The following is an 18,950-nucleotide window of genomic DNA, read 5'->3' as shown; positions in this document are numbered from 1 at the left end:
TGCGGGGCTTTTGCCTTGTGGACCTCGAAGCGGCCTGAGTCCCTGCTTCAGTCCTTGTCCTTGCCTATCACCTTGCCGGTCTTCGGATCGATCTTCAGTTCGACGTCCTTGCCCTGCGGATCGTCCGCCTCGGCATTCCAAATGCCGTCCTCATAGTCGACGTCGTGGATGTTGGTGTAGCCGGACGTTGCCAGCTTGGCGCGCACATCAGCCTCGCTGAGGTTAGCCACCTGCTCGTCCGGATACACCTCGCCGGTCGCGGGATCGATGCGGACGTCGACGCGGTTGCCATTGGCACTGCGGGCGTCTGCCTTCCAGACGCCGTCGCGGAATTTCACGTCGTGGACCTTGGTATAGCCCTGCGCCGTCAGCTTGACACGCACCTGCGCTTCGGTCAGGCCGGGCTGCTCCTGCGCCAGCGCAGCGCCTCCCACTAGGGCCAGCGCCACACCCAGGCACACCGTGCGCAACGACTTGCGAAATTGCTTCATTACTCGCTCCAGCAGCGGGGGAGCGTGCAGTCTTCGAAGCGCGGCGCGAATCGTCAGTGAATCACTGCCATTCGGAGTCATGGCCGGTTGGGCAATGTCGAAGCCGCGTCAGCACACCGCCCCATGGACTCCCCCATTCAGGGGATGCGACGCGGCGTGGGGGATCGCACCACAATGCTCGCGAGGGAGCCTCCAACCAGACAGGAGTCGTGCAATGTCCAGATCGATTTGGGCGCTGGCCGCATTGGTCGCGGCGATGAGCGTCGCGATGACGGCAATGGCGTCCGGCAACAACGCCGACCAGAAGATGATCAAGAGTGCGATGCAGGCGGCCCCGGCGAAAGTCGCGGCCAAGGCGACCATCGTCGCCATGGAGAAGGACGGCATGCGCACCCTGCGTGAAGGCAGCAACGGCTTTACCTGCATGGCCGACAACCCGGCCACACCGGGACCAGATCCGATGTGCATGGATGCGGCAGCGATGGAATGGGCTCACGCGTGGATCTCACACAAAGATCCGACGATGGGAAAAGTCGGCTTCATGTACATGCTGGCCGGCGGCACTGATGCCAGCAACACCGATCCTTACGCAGACAAGCCGACCGCGACCAATCATTGGGTCAAGACCGGACCGCACGTGATGGTGGTCGGCGCCGATCCGGCGTTCTACGACATGTATCCGAAGGATGCCGATCCGGACACTTCTTCGCCTTATGTGATGTGGCCGGGCACGCCGTATCAGCACCTGATGGTGCCGGTGAAATAGGCGTCGCGCTCGCCTGCGCTTGGCAGGCAGGCTTTCACGCTGCGGGCGCAACGCCGTGCTGGCGCTGCGCCCGTCTAGTCATTCGCCGAGGTAATCCGCCTTGCCGATCGTCGCACCCGCCTGACGCAGCAGGTTGTAGGCGGTGGTCGTGTGGAAGAACAGGTTGGGCAGCACGAACTGCTGCAGGTAATCAAGACCGTTGAAAGTCAGCTCGCCACGCCGGGTCTTGAACGACACCGTGCGCGTCTCGCTGCCTTCGAACTGTGGCGGAGTGAATTCGTCCAGGTGCGCCAGCGCATTGGCGATGCGCGCGCGCAGCTGCTCGAACGTGGTCTCGTTGTCTTCGACGCTGCGCGGCTCGACACCGGCGAGGCGGGTTGCGCCGCGCGTGGCCATGTCGGTTGCGATCTGCACCTGCCGCACCAGCGGCAGCATGTCGAAGATCAGCCGCGACTGCAGCAGCGTATCGGGCTCCGCGCTGCGCTCGCGCGCGTAGGCTTCGCCCTTGCTCAGAACGCGATCGAGATTGCGCAGCGTGCGCTGGAAGACAGGAACGGATGCGTCGTACATCGACAGGGTCATGGCGAACTCCGGCGTGAGGAAGGTGGCTCAGGGTAATGATCCACCCTGCACCCGATTAGTCGGTAATTCCGGGATGAACGATCCCATCGACGGGCCGGCAAAAAGAAGGAGCCCATCGGCTCCCTCTTCTACATCCTGGCGCTCGCCTTACAGCGCTTGCGCCGGATCGCGTTCCTGCTTGGTAGTGGACGACCCATTGCCGCCGCCCTGCTGGCCACCACCGCTGCCGACGAAGCGGCATACCGGGAACGGCTTGCCCTTCGCCAGTTGGCGCTGGAGACGTCGAATCGGATCCACGCATTCGGCGAACTGGGTCGGTCCGCCCGGACTGGCCATGCACATCACGACCTTGCATGCCCATTCGTCGTCGCCGGACATGCCGCTGCCAGCATCCACTGCCTTATTTGCCGCTCCCGCGCCGCCTGCCATAAGCATCGACGCGAGCAACATTCCCTGCACCAGCCTCATATCGCCTCCGTTCGGAACTGGTTTGTCCTTGAGTTGTGAGCGCCGCAGCGCGCGGATTTGATAGCACACAATCCGGGGGCCGCGCACCAATGCCCCTGCCTTGCCCGCCTGAATGCCGTGGCACCCGAGGCCGGGCGCCGCTTCAAACCCCGGCGAAACCGGAGGAAAATGACCCACAGCCCTCCCCAGGAGCGTGCCATGACCCACCGTCTTCCCCTTCTGCTCGTGCTGCTGGTGCTCACGGCCAGCGCCACGGCTCGCACCCGCAACGTCACGGATAACGATGCACCACGCGCCCTTCCGGAACAGGGATCGGTAGCGGTGCGCTGGGACGATCCACGGACGTTCTCGGAAATCCGTTACAGCCACAATTCGTACGAGTCGCGTCGTGGCAGCTGGGTGGAGCAACTGGCCACGCATCTGCGCAACGAAGCGCAACCGCGCCTGCCCGCGGGCGAGCGACTCGAGGTCACCATCACCGACATCGACCTCGCGGGCGACTACGAACCCTGGCAGGGTCCGCAGTTCTACGACACCCGGTTCGTTCGCGACCTGTATCCGCCGCGCATCACGCTTACGTTCAAGCGCGTCGCCGCCGACGGCACGACCGTAGCCGAAGGCGAACGCAAACTGAGTGATCCCGGCTTCCTGATGAGTTCCAGCACGGCGGGGCTTGCCAGTGATCCGCTGCGCTTCGAGAAGCACCTGATCGATCGCTGGCTACAGCGCGAACTGCCGCAGTCACGGTGATATCGCTTGGCGACACGGAACGGCTATGCCGTTCCGTGCGCTCGAATGCAATCAAGGCTTGTGCAATCAAAGCTTGAGAACGCCGTTCTCCACGATCGGCTTGCCATCCAGGGTCACGCTGCTGCCGGGCAGGAAGATCACCAGGCCATAAGGCACCGAATTGTCGCCGCCGGCCCACATGTTGACGCCCGTCCCGACCGTGACCGATCCGGCCGGTACCCAGGTACCGATCGTGCTGTTGGCAGGCAGCTTCACATTGGGATTGATGCCGAAGTCGACGAAGCTCAGTTCATCCTTGCGTGCATCGTCGATCGCGTCGTATTCGGCCTTGAGGTCGGCATAGCCCGGTCCCTCGCCGGTCATCGAGGTCACCTTGCCGCCCGCAACCGTCAAGGTGAGATTGTCGACTTCCTTGCCGCGGAAGTAGGTGCGTGTGTTCACCACCTTGCCTTCGACGCTTCCCGCTACCGGCGTCGTGTAGACCTCGCCGGCGGGCAGATACACCGAAGCTGCCGCAGCCCCCGCCTTCATGTCTTCCGCGCTCGCTACGCCGTCGCTGACCAACACCGGCCGACCCTTCACGTTGAGCTTGAGATCGGTGCCGTTCGGATTGGTGATGTGCACTTCGCCGCCTTTCGCGATCGCCGCCTTCACCTGGTCGCCGCGCGCCTGCAGGTCGGTGTAATCGAGATTGACGCCGCTCCAGAACGTCTTGGCCAAGTCCTCCTCGCTCATGCCGTAGCGCTGTGCGCGCCACGACGTCGGATACAGATTGTTGCCAACCTCGACGGTGCGCACCTTGCGCAGGAACTTCTGCATCACCGGCTCGTCGACTTTGGCGCGCGCGGCCAGCCGCTTCGGATCGGCGCCCTCAAGCAGGTTTTCCGTGGCGTTGTTTCCGAGCGTGATACTGACGTTGGCGATATCCGCCAGTTTGCTGCCGAGCGCGTCGGCCTGCGCGTCGTACTTCTCCGGCACGTCGAAGAACATGCGCTTGCTGAGGCGATCACTGCTGTATGTGATCAGTGGGAAGCCGCCGGCCTTGCGCACGTTGACGGCGATGTTCTCCAGCAGTTCGGCATCGCTCGGTCGGCCGGAAATCAGCACCACTTCGCCTTCCTTCACCGCCGCGCTCTGGGTAACCAGGCGCTGCGCGAGTTGTTCAAGATCGGTGTAGGCGGTCTGCGTCGGCGCGGCAGCCGCCGGTGCCGCGGCGGCGGGAGCGGGCGCGCTGGCTTCCGATGGCGCGGGCTTCTGACAGGACGCCAGGGCTGCAACGATGGCGAGTGCGAGGATCGGCGATTTCATGGAAGGCTTCCAAGGCGCCCCGGGGTGGGGCGAGCACCCGGACAAACGTCGCGCTGTCGCCGTATCGGTCACCGTCCGTCAGGAGCGCGCAGTCGCGTCGCGTGAATCTCGATGGCGCTTGGCAAAAACCTCCGTGCCTACCTGATCGGGTGATATCGCCACATCCACCCCCAAAAACGACAAAGGCCCCGCAACCCGGGGCCTTTGTTTTCACAGCGTTCGCGCTCGCTTACTTGCGCTCGGCCGCGCTCGCATCGCGTGCGGCGCGGAACTCCGAATCCTGCGCCCAGTTCGGCCACTGCTTCGAATTGGCCAGACCGCTGCCCAGCGTGTAGAGGATCTGCAGGTCGCGCGCCATGCCGGTGAACGACCAGCTGGCTTCCCATTGATCCGCCGGCTGGTGGTAACGATCGCGGGTATAGACCTCGCCTGCGGCCTTGCCGGCGGCGACGCCGCCATCGACCCAATCGTCACCGGAACCGAACGAGATCGCCGGCACGCCGCGCTTGGCGAACGGGAAATGATCGGAGCGGAAGAAGTGGCCGGCTTCCGGCTTGGGATCGGGCGAGTAGCGCACGTTCCACTTCGAAGCGGTGGCGACGAGCTGGTCGATCAGGTCGAGCTTGGCGCTGCCGGAGATGTTGAAGTCGCGCGCCGGGCCGTGCGGATCCAGCGCATCGGTGTTGATCACGCCGACGGTCTTGGCGAGCGGATACACCGGGCGCGATGCGTAGTACTCCGAACCCAGCAGGCCCTTTTCTTCTGCGGTGACGGCGAGGAACACCATCGAGCGCTCCGGCTTCTTCGATGCGTGGGCGAAGGCACGGCCCATTTCGATCAGCGCCGCAGTGCCGGTCGCGTTGTCGATCGCGCCGTTGTAGATGCGGTCGCCCTTGGCATCGGGCTGACCGACGCCGAGGTGATCCCAGTGCGCGCTGTAGATCACATACTCGTCCTTGCGCTTGCTGCCTGGCAGATAGCCGACGACGTTCTGCGAGGTGATCACTTTGGAGTCGACATCGTAGTCGGCGCTCAGCATGGCGCCCTTGATCTCGACCGGGTGGAAGTCGCGCGTCTGCGCCTGCTTCTTGAGCACCTCGAAGTCGAGGCCGGCGCGCTTGAACATGTCGACCGCGACGTCGCGCTGGATCCAGCCTTCCAGCGGCGCATGCACTGCATGCGGATCGTCGCGCACCACGTCGAACATGGTGTTGGTGTTGGAGTTCTTCACCGTGGCCCAGCCGTACGAGGCGCCTTCGGTCTCGTGCACGATCAGCAGACCGGCGGCGCCCTGGCGCGCGGCTTCCTCGTACTTGTAGGTCCAGCGGCCGTAATAGGTCATGGCCTTGCCGCCGAAGTCGCCCTGCCCGGTTTCGAAGTCGGGATCGTTGATCAGGACGACGATGATCTTGCCCTTGAGGTCGACGCCCTTGAAATCATCCCAGTTGCGCTCCGGCGCCTTGACGCCATAACCGGCGAATACCAGCGGCGCGTCTTTGATGGTGACGTGCTTGTCGCCATTGAGTGCGGCGCGCACGGCGATCTGCTCGCCCTGGGTCAGCGCCTGCGCCTTGCCGCCTTCGCTGAGCGACAGCATGGGCGTACCGGTGATTTCGGCGCGCAGCAGCGGCACGGCCTGGGTCCAGGTGCGCTTGCCGTCCTTCTTGTCGCCGCCGGGCTGCAGGCCGGCGGCCTTCATCTGCGCGGAGACGTAGGCGACAGTCTTGGTCTCGCCGGCAGTGGCCGGACCACGGCCTTCGAACTCGTCCGAGGCGAGCGTCTTGACCTCTGCGGACAGACGCTTGGGATCGAAGGCCGGTGCCTTCGGCGGTGCGGCCAACACCGGTTGCAGCGCAAGCGCCACGGAAAGGGACAGCAGGGAAGCGGCAAGCGGTCGGTTCATGCGGCACCTGAAAGGAATGGGGCGAAACAGCAGCCGATGTTAGCAGCGGCGCGGTCGGCGCCAGGCGATGACTGACGGCATAGCCGTACGCCAGATTCGGCATGGTCCTTCTTGTCCCGCATCACATACTGCTGGCCACTACATCGCGCCGCTACAATCGGTCCGGGCTCGGGGAAGCCCACCCGGTTACCGGGTTCAATCGCATACAGGGGATTTCAATGATTCGTCGCATCTGGCTGGCCATCGGGCTGGCCTCGCTGTGCTTCACCGTTTCCGCCAAGCCGGCACCGCTGCCGGTACCGCTGGCGCAGGACCTGCCGGTGGAAGTGGTACTCAACCAGCACGAACTCGCGGTGGAAGTGCCCGCGACTGCCGCCGCGGTGGGCATGCAGTTCGGCCTGATCGGCGCGCTGGTCGGATCGGCGGTGCAGAACGCGCAGGTCAAGAAGGCCGAGGAGCGCGTGGTGCCGATCCGCAACGCCCTGCTCGACTACAAGTTCAACGAGCGGGTCGAGGCGGCACTGCGCGCGAAGCTTGCCTCGGAGGGCCTGTCGCCGAACCCGGTGATCAAGATCATGGCGACGCCGTGGGATGCCGTCGATGCCCAGCAGAGCAAGCAAGACATGCCGCTGCACGCGATGGTGATCGTTCCGAGCTACGCGATCGATTACGACTTCAACACGTTGTCGGTGTCTCTGCTCGCCCAGCTGGTCGATCGCACCGTCAAGCCGAATGGCAAGGTCAAGACGAAGTTCCTGGTCTCGCGCAACTACGCTTTCCGCTTCCCGCTGGCCGGTGCACTGGGCGACGACAATCCGCAGCGTTGGGCCGGCATGGGCGCAGAGCGCCTGGGCGCGTTGCTCGACCAGGGCGTCAACCAGGCCGCGGACATGCTGGTCCATGACTTCTCGCCTGCCGGCCGCGCCGATCGGGAGCAGAAGATCAAGAAGGAAAGCGCCACGGTAAAGGGCATGACCTATCCGGGCCACGCTGTCCGCCAGACCGACGAATGGGTGTGGGTGCGCACCGGCAACGGCATGTTCGCGACGCTACAGGGCTACCAGCCGACCGACCCGGGCGTCATGCCGGCAGCGAGCACGGAAACGGCGGCGACTGCCAACGCATCGGTTCCGGTTGCTCCCGCAGCCGCGACACCGGCAGCACCGGCATCGGCTCCGCAAACCGGTGGCAAGTGACATGCGTCCGAGCCGTGCTGCTGCACTGCTCGCACCGCTGCTGCTAGCGGCCTGCCACGGCAAGGTGGTGCGCGTGGACATGGACGCCGCTCGCCTCGCCGCACCACCGACGTCTGCCAGGAATGCGGTACGACTGGCCTGCCCGTACCAGTTGCAGGAAGTAACCGACGCGCGCACCGGCGGCGGCGAGTCCGGCGGACTGGGCTGGCATGCATTCAAGTTCAGCGATGCCGCGCAGGCCATCCGCAGCCAGCTGCTGGCTTCAGGCTTGTCGGATGCTGGGAATGACACCGGCGATGCGCCGGCGGTGAACGTGCGTATCGCGCAGCTCTATCTGGCGCAGAACCTGACCACCAAGATCCCGGTCGCGGTCTACAAGGTGGATGTGGGTGGCGCGCCGGAGTTCGTGGTCCGTTCGCAGTCGGCATCGATGAACTGGAACGGCACCCAGAACGAGGCCTATGCCGCCTTCGCTCGGGTGCTCGCCGACGTGAACCAGCAGCTGGTTCACGAGCTCAACGACCGCTGCAACGGCAGGAGCTGACCTCCGTCCGTGAAGCACGAAGGCCGGTCCGCAAGGACCGGCTTTTTTGCGCCCGTTCAATGCCGCCACGATCTTCTTACGGATTCGTTACGTCGCTCGCATGTCCAGCTCACGCCGTCGCCACATTGCTGAGCAAAACGCATGCAGCGCACGTTTTTTCACGAAATGTGGCCGCCGCGTCGGTCTAGGCTGCGTTGATTGCTATATGCAGCGCAACGGGATCGATCAATGCGCACGCCCGGTCCGACAATCCATTCGTCCCGCATCCTCCTGGTTGCGATCGCCCTGTGTCTGACGCCACTGCTGGCCTTCGCCCAGACCGACGGACCCACTAAGGCGCGAACACAGACCGATTCCACCCAATCGACTCCACCGGCGCCGTCCGCGCGAAGGTCCGGACCGCACAGGACCAGCCTCATGGGCATGGTGATGGCGACCCTGATCGAGTCGGCGGAGCAATCCGCACGCCAGCGCCGCGGCGCCGCGCAGCAAGCCGCCGCCCTGGATACTGCACAGCCGCAGGCAAACACCCGGGAAACCGTGCGAACAGATCCGACTTGGGCCAGACAGAACGAGGAAGCCATCCGCAAGCAACAGGTGGCTGTGCAAGCCGAAGAGCCGCTTTGACCGATCCGTTTTGATCAATCCGTTTTGGTCGGTCCGCCTGGAGCCGGCTTTACGCAGGCACTCGTCCGAACGCATGAAAGGCTTCGATGGTGCGCGCGATGCCCGCATCGTCGACATCCAAGTGTGTCACCAGGCGAACGCGCGGGGCATAGCCGATCGACAAGCGGATGCCGGCGGCCTCCATGCGCTGCTTGAGCTCCGCCAGGCGCGGCGCCGGCACGTCGAGAAACACCATGTTGGTGTGCTGCGCGACCACGCTGATCCCGGACACGTCGCGCAGACCCGCCGCCAGTTCCGCGGCGCGTCGATGATCATCGGCAAGCCGCGCGACGTGATGGTCGAGGGCATATAGGCACGCGGCGGCCAGCATGCCGGCTTGGCGCATGCCGCCACCGGCCACCTTGCGCCAGCGCCGGGCCTCATCGATCAGTGCACGCGTGCCGAGCAGCACCGAGCCCACCGGCGCGCCGAGTCCCTTCGACAGGCAGACCGAGACGCTATCGAAGTGGCGAGCGATCTCGCGCACGGCAACGCCGTCGGCCACCGCCGCGTTGTAGAGCCGCGCGCCATCCAGATGCAGCGCCAAGCCGTGGCGATCGCATAGCGCGCGCGCCTCGCCGAGATATGACCGCGGCAGCGCGCGGCCATGCCAAGTGTTTTCCAGGCATAGCAGGCGCGTACGGGCGAAGTGCGGATCTCGCGGCTTGATCGCCTGCTCGACCGTTTCCAGCGGCAAGGTGCCATCGCCGGCCTGCACGATCGGCTGCGGCTGGATCGAGCCGAACACGGCGGCGCCGCCGCCTTCGTATTTGTAGGTGTGTGCATCCATGCCGACGATGTATTCGTCGCCGCGCTGGCAGTGCGACAGCATCGCGAGCAGGTTGGCCTGGGTGCCGCTGGGCGCGAACAGGCCAGCTTCGAAGCCCAGCTCATCGGCCAGACGCTGTTGCAGCGCGTTGACCGTGGGATCTTCGCCGTAGACATCGTCGCCGACGTCGGCGCGCAGCATGGCTTCGCGCATCGCTGTGGTCGGGCGGGTCACGGTGTCGCTGCGCAGGTCAATCCAGTTCATGGGTGTGCATGTGAAGGGAACCGGCGGGCAGCATACCGGCAGGATGCGTCATGCCGTGCGTCGGTTAATGGGCGAATGCCGTCGCGATGGCGCCGGGAGGGCCTATGCTGTGCGCGCCTGGGAGATACCGATCATGAGCACCCAACGCGAATACGACCCCGACGACAACTTCGCCCGCGCCTTCGACCCGGAAGCGGATATCGACGAAGACGCCGCCATCGAAGCGTTGGCGTGGCAATTGTTGCTGCTGATCAATCCGGACGACGAGGATTCGGCGATGCAGCAGTTCGCCGCCTGCCGCGACGCGCTGGACGAAGGCACCGAGGCCGCCGAGGCCCTGCGCGACGTGATCGACTGGAAGGCCGGCTTCTATGTCGAAAACGAGGATCCGGGCGGCCTGATCGAAGTCCTCGACGAACTCGCCTCGCGCTTCAATCTGCGCATCGACTGGGGCGTGGACGACGCCAGCGACGAGGATTTCCTGTCCGACGCGGAAGTGCCGGTCCTGATCGGCACCGCGTTCGATCGTCTGCGCGAGCATCACTACACCTTGTGGACCTACGAAGCCGGCGGCGAGCACCATGCCGGCTTCATCACCCGTCAGCGCGACGACGAGTCGCTGCCGGTCGTTGCCACCGCATTGGGTCTGCACGTGCGGCCCGGCGCGGGGTGATTTGATGATCTTCTCCCCGCCTGCGGGGAGAAGATGCCCGAAGGGCAGACGCCCAAAGGAAGCACCCTTGGGGTGTGAGGGGCGGCGAGCGCAGCGAGTTGCTTTTTAGACAACGCCAAAGGCAACAGCAGCTCGCTGCGCTCGCTCCCCCTCACCCGCCCTTCGGGCCAGCCTCTCCCCGCCAGCGGGGAGAGGGACGCTGATTAGATCAACCCGCCAGCTTCGTCAACATCCGCACCCAGTGGTCGACATCATCGTCGAGTGCCTTGACCGGCAGGCGCTCGTCGCGACCGTGCGCACGCATGTCGTCAGGAACCACACCCCAGGAACCGTCGACGCCATAGATCGGAATCCCGTGCACGCGGAACGGGCGCGCATCGCTGGCACCGGTGCTCATTTCCGGGATCACCGGCGCCTTCGGGAAGTGCGCGTGCACGCTGTCGGTGTAGGCCTTGAGAATGTCCGGGCGCAACGGCGAATCCAGCGATGCCGTGTTGTCGTCCAGGCGCGCCACTTCCACCTTGGCCCCGGCGATCTGCTGCAATTCGTCGCGGATCGCATCGGGCGACACGCCAGGCAGGATCCGGCAGTTCACCGTCGCGCGCGCCAGCTGCGGCAGCGCGTTCGGCGCATGCCCACCGGTCAGCATCGTCGCCACGCAACGGGTCCGGGTGAGCCCGACCTCGCCGACATCGGCCTCGATCACATCCGCGGCGGCGCCGTCGACAGGATTCTTGAGCCAGGCGCGCATCGCGTCGCCCAGCGCACCCTGCTCTGCCTTTTGCCGCTCGCTGAAGTAGGCGCGCGTGGTCGCATTGAGCGCGGGCTCGAAGCGGTATGCGCCGAGGCGGTTCAACGCCGCGGACAACTCATAGATCGCATTGTCCGGACGCGGCTTGGAACTGTGGCCGCCGGGATTGCGCGTAGTGAAGGTGTAGTCCGCGTAAGTCTTCTCGGCAGTCTGGAAGGTGAAGCCGATCGCGCGTCCGTCCGGCGCGAAGCCACCACCGCCACCGTCGGCGTTGAGCCCGTATTCGACATCCAGCATCGGCTTCCACTCGGTCGCGCCGAGCACGGCACCCTTGCCGGTCGTCTCTTCGTCGCCGGTGAAGAACACGATGATGTCGCGCTTGGGTTTGAAGCCCTTGGCCTTGAGTTCCAGCAACGCGGTGGTCACCGCGACCACGCCCATCTTGTCGTCGCTGGTGCCGCGTCCGTAGAAGTAGCCGTCCTTCTCGATCAGCGTGAACGGATCCATCGACCAGTCTTCAGGCTTGGCTTCGACCACGTCCATGTGCGCCATCAGCATGATCGGTTTGGCCGTCGGCTTGCCTGCCGCCGGCCAGCGCACCACCAGTGCCGCCGTGGCGTTGTCTGGCGTCGCGTCGTAGGGCAACACATGGATGTCGCTATCGGCCCAACCGGCGGCCTTGTAGTGGTCGGCCAGGTAACGCGCGAGCTCGGGCACCTTGCCGCGGCCGGCGACCGTCGGGACGGCGATCGAATGCTGGAACAACTCACGAGCCTTCGCCTGCCAGGGATCTCCCTTTGCGGCAGCAATCCCGGTACTGGCTAACAGCGCGGTGGCGAGCATCACGGTACGCATTCGTCGACCTCATTCGATGGAAGGGATGCGCCACCCTGATGCGAAGGCACGAGTCGGCGCAGGCAAACCAGCCGAGTATTGCCACTGCCGCGCGCTCCACCCGTGCCGAACGTCATTCCGGCGCGACTTGCGTCTCGAATTTCCTGACACGCCGGTTCGGGCAAGGTCGCGATGAGTCGAATCGCCTGGATCCGTTCAGGTGGTGCATCATCGCGACTCCTCCATGCCGCAGGTTCCCCCATGCAATTCCTGATGCTGGTCTATACCGACGCCAACCTGATCGACACCATCCACGAAGGCGAATTCGACACGATGATGCGCGGCTGCTTCGAGCACGCCGACGAATTGCGCGCCGAAGGCAAGCTGATCGGCTCGCAGCAGCTGGAGTCCGCGACGACCGCGCGCACGATCCGCAGCCGCAACGGCCGCACCACCGTGATCGACGGTCCGTTCGCCGAGACCAAGGAAATGCTCGCCGGTTTCAACATCCTGGAAGCGGACAGCTTCGAGGAAGCGGTGCGGATCGCTTCGGAATTCCCGTGGTCGCGTTTCGGCAGCATCGAGGTGCGCCCAGTCCGCGACATGAACATGGTGCGCCAGCGCGTGGGTGCGGCGATCCCGGAGACCAGCGGGGCCTGAGCCATCGCTTCGCGACGGCACCACGTAGCGACCCCGCAAAACCGGACAACTCGCGCTTAGCCCGAGCGGGGGAGTGACAGTTCGCGGGGCGATCTTCGCAATGATTCCAGCGCAGTGCGGCTGCCTGCTGCACGCGCTTCGACTTGCGAGGTGATCGATGAATCTCATCTATTCGCATAGCTACGCCAGCGCGCGCGCCTTCGCCCTGCACCACGAATTCATGCCGGGTGACTGGAAGTGGCTGCAGGATGCAGACATCCTGCGACAGAACCCGCGCGCCGATGTGTTCAAGGTCGAGCGCTGGGAAACCAATCCGCACCGCAACCAGATCGACGAGGCATTGAAGCGGGCGCAGAAGAGCCATCGACTGGGCTCGTTGGTCGAGCCTGACGCGTACGGCGGCAGTCTGGGCGTTTCCAGCTCGTAGTAGCGCGATTCGTGCGGCGCGCACGCTGCCTGTGCGTCAGGGCTACACGATCCTGGCCTGCGTGGCGGCGTGCACCGTGGTGAAGCTGCTGCCGGGCAACGCACTGTTGTTGAAGTTCTCGCCGGTGTTCTGGCTCGAAGCGGTCGCGGTGGTGGCGTTCGGCGTGTCGTGGCTGACCAAAGACGAGGCGATCCGGACAAGTAGGCGCCGCGCCGCCTCACTAGTCACGCGGGCACAAAAAAACCCGGCCGAAGCCGGGCTTTTCGTATCTACGCATCCGCTTGGGATGCGCGGATCAGTTGGTTCAGACCGCCTGGACGGCGTCGGCCTGGAGACCCTTCTGGCCGCGGGTCACGGTGAAGCTGACCTTCTGGCCTTCCTGCAGGCTCTTGAAGCCCGTGGACTGGATCGAGCGGAAATGCACGAAGACGTCTTCGCCATTCTCACGGCTGATGAAGCCGAAGCCCTTGGCATCGTTGAACCACTTGACGGTACCGGTTTCACGGTCGGACATGTTGCTAACTCCTTGAACAATAGAAAGCGCCGCGGATGCGGCAGAAGCTGGTTGCAAGGAGAAGCGGGTACAACGATGTAGCAAACGTCCGGCGTCGAGGCCGGCACCTACAGCATCGGGCCACGATTCAGTGACCCTTACGAACTCAGCGGAGTGCAAGTTACCGGTTGGCGCGCCGCAACGCAAACAGAACGGCCCGGTATTGTTCAGTTTTTGCCTTTTCCCTTCCTGACTGGCCCGCTCGAGCCCCCCGAAGTCGGGGCCGACGCTAGCGGCAGCCGATCAGGACCCTGATGTCGGAGGCCTGAGACAGCAGGTAATTTGCCTGTGTCGCGGGGACCAGGCGGCCGCGTTGCGCCGACACCATATTGCTGAAGCCCTGGAGTGCCTGGCAGGCGCGCCCCGTGTGGCCGGCGGCCAAGGCCGCGATGGCCGCATTCAACTTCGTACGCAATGCAGCCGCGGTCACGACGCCCAGGCTGTCTAGGTCGTCGCGCAGGGCGCTGAGCGCCGTCGCGGGCGAGAACGCCTGCCGCAGCGCCAGGTTGTGATAGCCCCCGGCGGCGATCGCGCTAACGCCGCTAAGGCCCGCCGGCACGCTGGCCTGACCGTCGCTGTCGAAGCCCCAGGCCACCACGGTTCCGTCGGCGCGCAGGACCAGACAATGCTGGATGCCACCGGCAATGGCGACGACGTCGGTAAGGCCGATCGGCACCGGTCGCGGATTGTCGAAATCGCCCCAGACCACGACCGTCCCATCCGACCGCAACGCCATGCTGAGCCGGTTTCCCGCGGCGACCGCGACTACGCCGTCCAGGCCCGGCGGAATGTCCAGTTCGCCGTCGCCGTTGTCGCCCCATGCCACCACCGTGCCGTCGGACTTCAGCGCGAGGCTGTGGAAACGGCCCGCGGCGATCGCGACCACCCCAGTCAGATCGCTCGGCACCGAGCTCTGGCCAAAGACGTTGCTGCCCCAGGCGACCACGGTGCCATCGGATTTCAGCGCCAGGCTGTGCAGCGCGCCCGCGGCGATCGCCGTAGCGCCCGTGAGGCCACTCGGCACCTGGGCCTGTTGGTCGTCGTTGCCGCCCCAGGCGACCACCGTGCCGTCGGACTTAAGGGCGAGGCTGTGGAACAGCCCGCCCGCCACCGCCGTGACGCCGGAGAGTCCGGCGGGAACGTTGGCCTGGCCGAAGGTATTCGCACCGAAGACCGCGACCGTGCCATCGGTACGCACGACCAGGCTGTGCAGGTGCCCGGCGCCAACCGCGATCGCATCCATTTCGACAGGAACCCCGGTCTGGCCATCGACACCCAGACCCCATGCCACGACTCTAGCCTGCGCAAAAACGGAAGTCGGCAACAGCAGAAGACATAGTGCGAACAGCAGATGACGCCATTGCCCGATCCGACATCCGTTCACTACCAACCCCTCCGCAGACACGACGAATGGCATCGATGCCTGCCTGTTCGGCGCCCGGCAAGATTGCGGCGCTGTGATCAGGACGACGCGAGAGGCTTGCAATACCGGTCATGCGCGCGCCGACACGGAAACTGAATGCGAATTTTTCCGAGCCACGCTGCGCTTCGCTTCATCGGATATCGAATGATCCGCATCGCGTCGGACTCGCGTTGCTGCGTTCTGCGCATCGCCATTCAAACGCATTCATTGCACGGACAAACGATGGGTCGCCGCGGCTCAATTCGGATTGGCACGACGACATCGCCTCGTATCACGCCGCGCGCATGCTGATGCGGCCAAAAGATCTGGAAGCAGGTGCGCAGTCGGCGGAAGTGTGAGCACCCACACCTCCGCCGTGCGCATTGATTCACTTCGACTCGAATTACTTCTGCACGTCTTTCAGTTCGATCACCAACGTCCGCGACGTGTTCTTGCCTGTGTTTTTCGTGTCGTGGGTGACCGGATCGCTCCAGCGCACTTCGCCGGGCTTCGTATTCAGTGGTTTGGTCGAGCCGTCCGCCAGTGTCTGGATCGCCGTACCGCCGGTGATGGCTATGACCAGATTGTCACCGTGCGAGTGCATCCCCGTAGTGCCGCCGGGGGGCAGGTTCACTTCTATGACGCGCACCTTGTCATTGTCGAGCACTACCTTGGCTTTATTGCCGGCGGTGACAGCCAGGTCCTGGGCGTGGAGCGGCGCGGACGCGGCCATCGCCAGAGCGAACGCAATCAACAGGCGGGAACGGTTCATGGCGATTCCTTCTCTGCACGCGGGGACCGCAGTTAAGGCGCCCTACCGGCCTATGGGCCATCCCCCGCAAGGGGGATCGCTCCTTCATCGCTTTGTCACGAACACCCATCCCGCGCTGAAGTGATCGTCTCGTGAAGCCGGATTGTCCGCGCCGGTTCAGTGCGACCTGTGGAGACTGCGAACCCTCCCCCAAAGGGAGACCATCAAGGAGGTCACGCATGAGTTCGCATCGCATTGCTCTATCCGCTCTGCTCGCCAGCGCCCTCGCCTTCGCAGCGCCGCAGGCGCGCGCGGGCTCGGACATCGATTGCAAGCTCGATTACAACCTCACCGGTTGGTCGCTGGTGTACAAGCACACCACGGGTACCGGCCAGGTCACCTGTAACAATGGCCAATCGATGCCGGTGCGCGTGAGCGCCAAGGCCATCGGAATCACCGCCGGCAAGTGGCAGATCGACAACGGCAAGGGCCGCTTCACCGACGTGCACAACATCCGTGAGGTACTGGGTCATTACGCGCAAGCCAGCGCCAACGCCGGCGTCGTCAAATCGGGCGAAGCCCAGGTGCTGAGCAAGGGCAACGTTTCGCTGGCCCTGGCTGGCGGCGGTGAGGGTGTCAACATCGGCGTCGACATCGGCGCGTTCACGATCAAGCCGATGCGCTGAGGTGGCATGACACTCGCTTAGCAACTGCTAGTTGAAGCAGCGCACGAAGAAGGCGGCCTTGTAGCCGCCTTCTTTTTCTGCGAGCCCGTATCGGCCGTGCTGCGATGAAGGCGGTCATAGGTGACCGCCTTCTCTCGGACCTCAGTGCGCCTGTTGCCCCGGTTGCGCGGGCGCGACGTAATGCTTGCCGTCGAAGCGCCAGGTCTGCGCGGTCGTGTTATCCGACACGCACTGCGCGGATGCGCCTTCCTCGCTGTCATCATCCACCCGATGACGCGTCGCCAGCTCCAGATCCGCCAGGCCATGGCTGCGCTTGTTGCCTACACCGATGCTGGTGCTGGCCGAAGCGACGGCGTTCGGGCATTCGTCGCTCGACTCGTTATTGCTTTCGCTCACGGTCGTGGTCAGTACCGGTTCGAGCTGGTGGCCCTTGGGTAGATAGAGCACCAGCCGCGTCTCGCTGTACGCGCACTGATAGCAATGTGCGGAGTGCTCGATGCTCAGGCCGAAGGCGCGCCGGCCTAGCGCGAGCCGATAGCCGTCAGCGTCGATGCTCAGGCCTTCGAAGCGGATGGCATCGGACTCGATCGCCGCGGGCTCGTGGCGCTGGGCGAGGATGCGGTCGGTGCGCACATCCATCACCACCAGGTCTAGGTCGTAGGCGGAGTCCTCGTTCTCGGCCTGGCCGGTGACTTCCTCGCCCTTGCGATAGCTCAGCGCGACGATGGCGCGATTGCGATGCGTTGGATCCAGGCGGCAGGCCGTGTTGTCATTAGGGAACTCCGTTTCCATCGGAAACTGCAGCGCCTGCGCAGCGCGGCCGATCATGTCTTCGGGGCAGGCCAAAGGATCAACCGGTGGCAATGTGGCGATGCGTTCGCGCTCCTCTGCCACCTCTTGCGCCGCACGTTGCGCGTCGCGACGCGCCACCTCCGCGCACAGCTGCCAGGGATCATTCCGGGTCGACTTCATGGCCCGGCAGGTTTCGGCCACAGCCTTCCATGCCTCTTCGTGCAGCGGGCCATCCTGCATCAGCATCGGGGCGATCGACTCCAGCTCGCCCATGGCGTGATCGCGGCTGCGGCTCGCCGCGCGATAGCGATCCGCCAGCCGCAGTGCGTCGAAGCGCTCGCACGCGCCATGGCCCAGGCGGATGTTCTCCATCACATAGCCCTGCCAGAACGTCGCCGGGATGTGTTCCATGTCGAAGCCGGCCACCGCGCAGCCCTCGCGCTGGGCGTAGCCCGCGCCCAGGCTACGCAGCTGCGCGGCTACGCGCGGTTCGAGCCTGGCGTCGATCCATTGCCAGGGATTGCCGTAGTAGCGATCCATGCTCCAGTTCCTGCGGTACGCCTTGAGCTTCTCGATGCGCGCGAGCAACACGGTGTAGCGCGCCGCCTGCTCGAGCGTTCGTTCGAGCTCGCCGGTCGGCCACGCCGCGGGCTCTTGTAGCAGTACCGGCAGCTTCAGCGTGACGAACAGATTGCGGCGCAGCGCTTCGGTTTCCGGTGCGTACAAGGCTTGCAGCTCGCCATCCGAAGGCTCGTCGCGCGAAGGCCGGACCGGCGGCAATTCGATCGGCGCGGAAAGATCGAAGGACGGCTCCATCCGTTTCAGGAGCTCCGGCAATTGCGGATTGCGCCGATCGAGCGCGAACAATGCCTGGTAGAGCAGCATGCAGCTATCGGGGCCCGGGCGGCTGCAGCCATCGGTGAGCAGGGCGTCGGTGAACTTGCGGCGCAATACTTCCGCCATGGCCGCCAGGCCCTTTCGGTTCGGTCGCGTTTCGGAAAAGAACGCGCCTTCCGGTAGACATTCGCGGAAGCCGTCCCAGCCCGAGTAGTTCTCCCATTGCCATGGCCCCGGATTACGCATCGCCCACAGAGCGGCATCGCCCTCCGCGGCCCACACCTCACGCGGGAAGCACGCGAAGATCGTCGACAGCGCCATCGCCTCCGGCGTCCAGGTCGGATCGGGCTCGTAGCCGATGCCTTCGCTGTTGGGCGCGGCCTTCGGGTCGACGTAGTAGGCGCGCGGCCAGATGCGTTCCCATAGCGCCGCCGCGTCGGATGGGCGGCGGAACGACAGCAGGTCCCAGGTCGCCGCCTGGTTGAGCAGCACGCCGCGCGTGTGCTCGGGAATCTGCGCGAACGCCGGCATCGTCAGCATCGCCGACAACCGCGTCGGATCCAGCGTGCGCCAATGCGCCGGCAAAGGTTGGACAAAGGTTTTGCGCGGCCGGCTGCCCACCGCCGTCGCTTCCGCCACGATGGCGTCGAATTCGGCTTGTGGCAGCGCACGTACCGGCGTATCGGCGGTGAACCTCGGTGCGGCGCCTTGCGCATGCGCGGGCCACGTCGACACGTAGCCCAGCAGCAACATCAACCACAGCGAATGCATGCGGCCGCCGCAGCGGCCCGTTCCAATTGTGTCGCGACGCATCTGTCCCCTGTCTTCGCGCGGCAACAGAACCACGCGCCCCGCGTCGATGGTACGCGTCGACGTT

22 protein-coding genes are annotated in these 18,950 nt (G+C 65.0%); 10 read left to right on the top strand and 12 right to left on the bottom strand.

All coding sequences use genetic code 11. From position 1 onward, the window contains the following. Positions 1-47 precede the first annotated feature (47 nt). Entirely contained in the window at positions 48-491 is a 444-nt protein-coding gene (locus tag ACYVGK_RS15985) for a PepSY domain-containing protein (RefSeq protein WP_460735491.1), read from the bottom strand. Between the two features lie 214 nt (positions 492-705). On the opposite strand from ACYVGK_RS15985, the gene ACYVGK_RS15980 reads away from it, so the two are divergent. After that, positions 706-1,257, top strand: a complete 552-nt coding sequence (locus ACYVGK_RS15980; RefSeq protein WP_460735489.1) for a hypothetical protein — start codon at positions 706-708, stop codon at positions 1,255-1,257. 78 nt (positions 1,258-1,335) lie between these two features. On the opposite strand, the gene ACYVGK_RS15975 is transcribed toward ACYVGK_RS15980, so the two are convergent. Both ACYVGK_RS15975 and ACYVGK_RS15970 read right to left on the bottom strand, forming a co-directional pair. Beyond that, on the bottom strand, positions 1,336-1,839 hold the full coding sequence (locus ACYVGK_RS15975; RefSeq protein WP_460735487.1) for a DUF1993 domain-containing protein: 504 nt from the start codon (positions 1,837-1,839) through the stop codon (positions 1,336-1,338). A 147-nt stretch (positions 1,840-1,986) separates the two neighbouring features. Continuing rightward, a complete protein-coding gene (locus ACYVGK_RS15970; RefSeq protein ID WP_460735485.1) occupies positions 1,987-2,307 on the bottom strand; it encodes a hypothetical protein in 321 nt (106 codons plus the stop codon). Between the two features lie 198 nt (positions 2,308-2,505). Here ACYVGK_RS15970 and ACYVGK_RS15965 point away from each other — a divergent pair, with 198 nt between their 5' ends. After that, complete coding sequence (locus ACYVGK_RS15965; RefSeq protein WP_460735483.1) at positions 2,506-3,057, top strand: DUF3016 domain-containing protein; 552 nt, start codon at positions 2,506-2,508, stop codon at positions 3,055-3,057. Between the two features lie 66 nt (positions 3,058-3,123). Here ACYVGK_RS15965 and ACYVGK_RS15960 read toward each other — a convergent pair whose 3' ends face one another. Together ACYVGK_RS15960 and ACYVGK_RS15955 are read right to left on the bottom strand one after the other, a co-directional pair. After that, on the bottom strand, positions 3,124-4,365 hold the full coding sequence (locus ACYVGK_RS15960; protein ID WP_460735481.1) for an aminopeptidase: 1,242 nt from the start codon (positions 4,363-4,365) through the stop codon (positions 3,124-3,126). Positions 4,366-4,594: 229 nt separating this feature from the next. Further along, positions 4,595-6,268: a M28 family metallopeptidase gene (locus ACYVGK_RS15955; protein WP_460735479.1), complete on the bottom strand. Its 1,674-nt coding sequence runs from the start codon at positions 6,266-6,268 to the stop codon at positions 4,595-4,597. A 218-nt stretch (positions 6,269-6,486) separates the two neighbouring features. Here ACYVGK_RS15955 and ACYVGK_RS15950 point away from each other — a divergent pair, with 218 nt between their 5' ends. The 3 genes from ACYVGK_RS15950 to ACYVGK_RS15940 all read left to right on the top strand — a co-directional run bounded on the left by ACYVGK_RS15950 (position 6,487) and on the right by ACYVGK_RS15940 (position 8,635). After that, positions 6,487-7,464, top strand: coding sequence for a hypothetical protein (locus ACYVGK_RS15950; RefSeq protein ID WP_460735477.1), 978 nt, complete (start codon positions 6,487-6,489; stop codon positions 7,462-7,464). A gap of 1 nt (position 7,465) precedes the next feature. After that, positions 7,466-8,008 carry a hypothetical protein gene (locus ACYVGK_RS15945; protein ID WP_460735475.1) on the top strand — a complete coding sequence of 181 codons (543 nt, stop codon included), beginning with the start codon at positions 7,466-7,468 and terminating at the stop codon, positions 8,006-8,008. 417 nt (positions 8,009-8,425) lie between these two features. Further along, positions 8,426-8,635, top strand: a complete 210-nt coding sequence (locus tag ACYVGK_RS15940) for a hypothetical protein (RefSeq protein WP_460735473.1) — start codon at positions 8,426-8,428, stop codon at positions 8,633-8,635. A gap of 49 nt (positions 8,636-8,684) precedes the next feature. On the opposite strand, the gene ltaE is transcribed toward ACYVGK_RS15940, so the two are convergent. After that, entirely contained in the window at positions 8,685-9,707 is a 1,023-nt protein-coding gene (ltaE, locus tag ACYVGK_RS15935) for a low-specificity L-threonine aldolase (RefSeq protein WP_460735471.1), read from the bottom strand. Positions 9,708-9,840: 133 nt separating this feature from the next. Between ltaE and ACYVGK_RS15930 the strand changes: the two genes are divergently transcribed. Next, positions 9,841-10,380, top strand: a complete 540-nt coding sequence (locus tag ACYVGK_RS15930) for a DUF6630 family protein (RefSeq protein ID WP_460735469.1) — start codon at positions 9,841-9,843, stop codon at positions 10,378-10,380. 208 nt (positions 10,381-10,588) lie between these two features. Here the strand turns inward: ACYVGK_RS15930 and ACYVGK_RS15925 are convergent, their stop codons facing one another. Continuing rightward, complete coding sequence (locus tag ACYVGK_RS15925) at positions 10,589-11,986, bottom strand: M20/M25/M40 family metallo-hydrolase (protein ID WP_460735467.1); 1,398 nt, start codon at positions 11,984-11,986, stop codon at positions 10,589-10,591. Positions 11,987-12,226: 240 nt separating this feature from the next. On the opposite strand from ACYVGK_RS15925, the gene ACYVGK_RS15920 reads away from it, so the two are divergent. Both ACYVGK_RS15920 and ACYVGK_RS15915 read left to right on the top strand, forming a co-directional pair. Beyond that, positions 12,227-12,625: a YciI family protein gene (locus ACYVGK_RS15920; protein ID WP_460735465.1), complete on the top strand. Its 399-nt coding sequence runs from the start codon at positions 12,227-12,229 to the stop codon at positions 12,623-12,625. Positions 12,626-12,782: 157 nt separating this feature from the next. Beyond that, positions 12,783-13,052: a hypothetical protein gene (locus ACYVGK_RS15915; RefSeq protein ID WP_460735463.1), complete on the top strand. Its 270-nt coding sequence runs from the start codon at positions 12,783-12,785 to the stop codon at positions 13,050-13,052. 42 nt (positions 13,053-13,094) lie between these two features. Here ACYVGK_RS15915 and ACYVGK_RS15910 read toward each other — a convergent pair whose 3' ends face one another. From ACYVGK_RS15910 to ACYVGK_RS15900, 3 genes are all read right to left on the bottom strand, one after another. Beyond that, positions 13,095-13,232 (bottom strand): hypothetical protein, encoded by a 138-nt coding sequence (locus ACYVGK_RS15910; RefSeq protein WP_460735461.1) that lies wholly within the window; start codon positions 13,230-13,232, stop codon positions 13,095-13,097. Positions 13,233-13,356: 124 nt separating this feature from the next. Next, on the bottom strand, positions 13,357-13,566 hold the full coding sequence (locus ACYVGK_RS15905) for a cold-shock protein (RefSeq protein ID WP_460735459.1): 210 nt from the start codon (positions 13,564-13,566) through the stop codon (positions 13,357-13,359). Between the two features lie 268 nt (positions 13,567-13,834). Beyond that, positions 13,835-14,896: an RCC1 domain-containing protein gene (locus ACYVGK_RS15900; protein ID WP_460735457.1), complete on the bottom strand. Its 1,062-nt coding sequence runs from the start codon at positions 14,894-14,896 to the stop codon at positions 13,835-13,837. A 203-nt stretch (positions 14,897-15,099) separates the two neighbouring features. On the opposite strand from ACYVGK_RS15900, the gene ACYVGK_RS15895 reads away from it, so the two are divergent. Continuing rightward, the gene (locus ACYVGK_RS15895; RefSeq protein ID WP_460735455.1) at positions 15,100-15,366 is read left to right on the top strand and encodes a hypothetical protein; all 267 of its coding nucleotides are present in this window, start codon (positions 15,100-15,102) and stop codon (positions 15,364-15,366) included. 44 nt (positions 15,367-15,410) lie between these two features. Here the strand turns inward: ACYVGK_RS15895 and ACYVGK_RS15890 are convergent, their stop codons facing one another. Then, positions 15,411-15,779 (bottom strand): cupin domain-containing protein, encoded by a 369-nt coding sequence (locus ACYVGK_RS15890; protein WP_460735453.1) that lies wholly within the window; start codon positions 15,777-15,779, stop codon positions 15,411-15,413. Positions 15,780-15,997: 218 nt separating this feature from the next. On the opposite strand from ACYVGK_RS15890, the gene ACYVGK_RS15885 reads away from it, so the two are divergent. Next, the gene (locus ACYVGK_RS15885) at positions 15,998-16,444 is read left to right on the top strand and encodes a hypothetical protein (RefSeq protein WP_460735451.1); all 447 of its coding nucleotides are present in this window, start codon (positions 15,998-16,000) and stop codon (positions 16,442-16,444) included. Positions 16,445-16,585: 141 nt separating this feature from the next. On the opposite strand, the gene ACYVGK_RS15880 is transcribed toward ACYVGK_RS15885, so the two are convergent. Next, positions 16,586-18,886 (bottom strand): PA3715 family protein, encoded by a 2,301-nt coding sequence (locus ACYVGK_RS15880; RefSeq protein WP_460735449.1) that lies wholly within the window; start codon positions 18,884-18,886, stop codon positions 16,586-16,588. Positions 18,887-18,950 lie beyond the last annotated feature (64 nt).

The sequence above is a fragment of the Lysobacter tyrosinilyticus genome (assembly GCF_054779815.1).
The sequence above is the reverse complement of the archived record's forward strand: the minus strand, read 5'-3'. Positions and strand labels throughout refer to the sequence as shown.

What these genes read in the sequence shown, in the direction of transcription:
- ACYVGK_RS15985 (WP_460735491.1), bottom strand. Translation starts at nt 491, where the DNA reads ATGAAGCAATTTCGCAAGTCGTTGCGCACGGTGTGCCTGGGTGTGGCG.
- ACYVGK_RS15980 (WP_460735489.1), top strand. Translation starts at nt 706, where the DNA reads ATGTCCAGATCGATTTGGGCGCTGGCCGCATTGGTCGCGGCGATGAGC.
- ACYVGK_RS15975 (WP_460735487.1), bottom strand. Translation starts at nt 1,839, where the DNA reads ATGACCCTGTCGATGTACGACGCATCCGTTCCTGTCTTCCAGCGCACG.
- ACYVGK_RS15970 (WP_460735485.1), bottom strand. Translation starts at nt 2,307, where the DNA reads ATGAGGCTGGTGCAGGGAATGTTGCTCGCGTCGATGCTTATGGCAGGC.
- ACYVGK_RS15965 (WP_460735483.1), top strand. Translation starts at nt 2,506, where the DNA reads ATGACCCACCGTCTTCCCCTTCTGCTCGTGCTGCTGGTGCTCACGGCC.
- ACYVGK_RS15960 (WP_460735481.1), bottom strand. Translation starts at nt 4,365, where the DNA reads ATGAAATCGCCGATCCTCGCACTCGCCATCGTTGCAGCCCTGGCGTCC.
- ACYVGK_RS15955 (WP_460735479.1), bottom strand. Translation starts at nt 6,268, where the DNA reads ATGAACCGACCGCTTGCCGCTTCCCTGCTGTCCCTTTCCGTGGCGCTT.
- ACYVGK_RS15950 (WP_460735477.1), top strand. Translation starts at nt 6,487, where the DNA reads ATGATTCGTCGCATCTGGCTGGCCATCGGGCTGGCCTCGCTGTGCTTC.
- ACYVGK_RS15945 (WP_460735475.1), top strand. Translation starts at nt 7,466, where the DNA reads ATGCGTCCGAGCCGTGCTGCTGCACTGCTCGCACCGCTGCTGCTAGCG.
- ACYVGK_RS15940 (WP_460735473.1), top strand. Translation starts at nt 8,426, where the DNA reads ATGGGCATGGTGATGGCGACCCTGATCGAGTCGGCGGAGCAATCCGCA.
- ltaE (WP_460735471.1), bottom strand. Translation starts at nt 9,707, where the DNA reads ATGAACTGGATTGACCTGCGCAGCGACACCGTGACCCGCCCGACCACA.
- ACYVGK_RS15930 (WP_460735469.1), top strand. Translation starts at nt 9,841, where the DNA reads ATGAGCACCCAACGCGAATACGACCCCGACGACAACTTCGCCCGCGCC.
- ACYVGK_RS15925 (WP_460735467.1), bottom strand. Translation starts at nt 11,986, where the DNA reads ATGCGTACCGTGATGCTCGCCACCGCGCTGTTAGCCAGTACCGGGATT.
- ACYVGK_RS15920 (WP_460735465.1), top strand. Translation starts at nt 12,227, where the DNA reads ATGCAATTCCTGATGCTGGTCTATACCGACGCCAACCTGATCGACACC.
- ACYVGK_RS15915 (WP_460735463.1), top strand. Translation starts at nt 12,783, where the DNA reads ATGAATCTCATCTATTCGCATAGCTACGCCAGCGCGCGCGCCTTCGCC.
- ACYVGK_RS15905 (WP_460735459.1), bottom strand. Translation starts at nt 13,566, where the DNA reads ATGTCCGACCGTGAAACCGGTACCGTCAAGTGGTTCAACGATGCCAAG.
- ACYVGK_RS15895 (WP_460735455.1), top strand. Translation starts at nt 15,100, where the DNA reads ATGCGCGCGCCGACACGGAAACTGAATGCGAATTTTTCCGAGCCACGC.
- ACYVGK_RS15890 (WP_460735453.1), bottom strand. Translation starts at nt 15,779, where the DNA reads ATGAACCGTTCCCGCCTGTTGATTGCGTTCGCTCTGGCGATGGCCGCG.
- ACYVGK_RS15885 (WP_460735451.1), top strand. Translation starts at nt 15,998, where the DNA reads ATGAGTTCGCATCGCATTGCTCTATCCGCTCTGCTCGCCAGCGCCCTC.
- ACYVGK_RS15880 (WP_460735449.1), bottom strand. Translation starts at nt 18,886, where the DNA reads ATGCGTCGCGACACAATTGGAACGGGCCGCTGCGGCGGCCGCATGCAT.